Source organism: Streptomyces graminilatus (assembly GCF_001418565.1).
Taxonomy (GTDB): Bacteria; Actinomycetota; Actinomycetes; order Streptomycetales; family Streptomycetaceae; genus Streptomyces; species Streptomyces graminilatus.
This window is the reverse complement of record NZ_LIQQ01000689.1, coordinates 1-1,170: the sequence shown is the minus strand read 5'-3', so window position 1 is coordinate 1,170 and position 1,170 is coordinate 1. Positions and strand designations below refer to the sequence as shown.

The 1,170-nt window shown below is 70.1% G+C and carries 1 protein-coding gene; it reads left to right on the top strand.

The window, feature by feature from the left end; all coding sequences use genetic code 11:
• The first annotated feature begins 77 nt into the window (after positions 1-77).
• Complete coding sequence (locus AOK08_RS39955; protein WP_055535221.1) at positions 78-1,133, top strand: LLM class F420-dependent oxidoreductase; 1,056 nt, start codon at positions 78-80, stop codon at positions 1,131-1,133.
• Positions 1,134-1,170: the final 37 nt, after the last annotated feature.

Here is a 1,170-nt window from a genome sequence, read left to right as displayed (position 1 = left end):
ACAGGTGGGTGGGTGGGAATTCCCGCGCTAGGGTCGGGCGTACAAGGGACGTTACTGATCGGTAAGGGGAATCGGCCATGCAGCTCGGGATCAACCTCGGCTACTGGGGTGCCGGAATGGACGGCGACAATCTGGCCGTCGCTCAGGAGGCCGACCGCCTCGGATACGCCGTCTGCTGGGCCGCCGAGGCCTACGGGTCGGACGCGGCCACCGTACTCACCTGGGTCGCCGCGAAGACCGAGCGCATCGACGTCGGCTCCGCCATCTTCCAGATCCCGGCCCGTCAGCCCGCGATGACCGCGATGACCGCCGCCACCCTGGACTCGCTGTCCGGCGGGCGGTTCCGGCTCGGTCTCGGTGTCTCGGGGCCGCAGGTCTCCGAGGGCTGGTACGGCGTCAAGTTCGACAAGCCGCTCGCCCGGACCCGCGAGTACGTGGAGATCGTACGCAAGGCGATGAGCCGCGAGCGGCTCTCCCACGAGGGCGAGCACTGGACGCTGCCGCTGCCCGGCGGCCCGGGCAAGCCCCTCAAGCTGACCGTGCACCCCGAGCGTGAGCACATCCCGCTCTACATCGCCGCGATCGGCCCCAAGAACCTCGAACAGACCGGTGAGATCGCCGACGGCGCGCTCCTCATCTTCCCGTCCGCCGCGCACCTGGAGGACACCGCCATCCAGTACCTGCGCGCGGGGCGCGAGAAGGCCGGGATGAGTCTGGACGGGTTCGACATCTGTCCGACGCTGCCCATCGCCGTCGGCGACGACAAGGACGTGGCGGCGCTCGCCGACACCTTCCGGCCGTACACCGCCCTGTACGTGGGCGGCATGGGCAGCCGTAAGCAGAACTTCTACAACCAGCTCGCCCAGCGCATGGGATACGAGAAGGAAGCCGCCGAGATCCAGGACAAGTACCTGTCCGGCGACAAGACGGGCGCCGCCGCGGCCATCCCGCACGACCTGATCGACCAGACGACGCTGCTCGGCTCGGTGGACCGGATCGCCGACCGGATGAAGGCCTACGCGGCGGCCGGTGTCACCACGCTCACCCTCGCCCCGGCCGGCTTCACCCTCGACGAGCGGCTCGCCTCGCTCCGGGCGGGCACCGACGCACTGGAGCGCGCCGGGCTCGCGTAAGGGAACGGTGGGGGCGGGAAGTTCCGCGGCCGTGGTG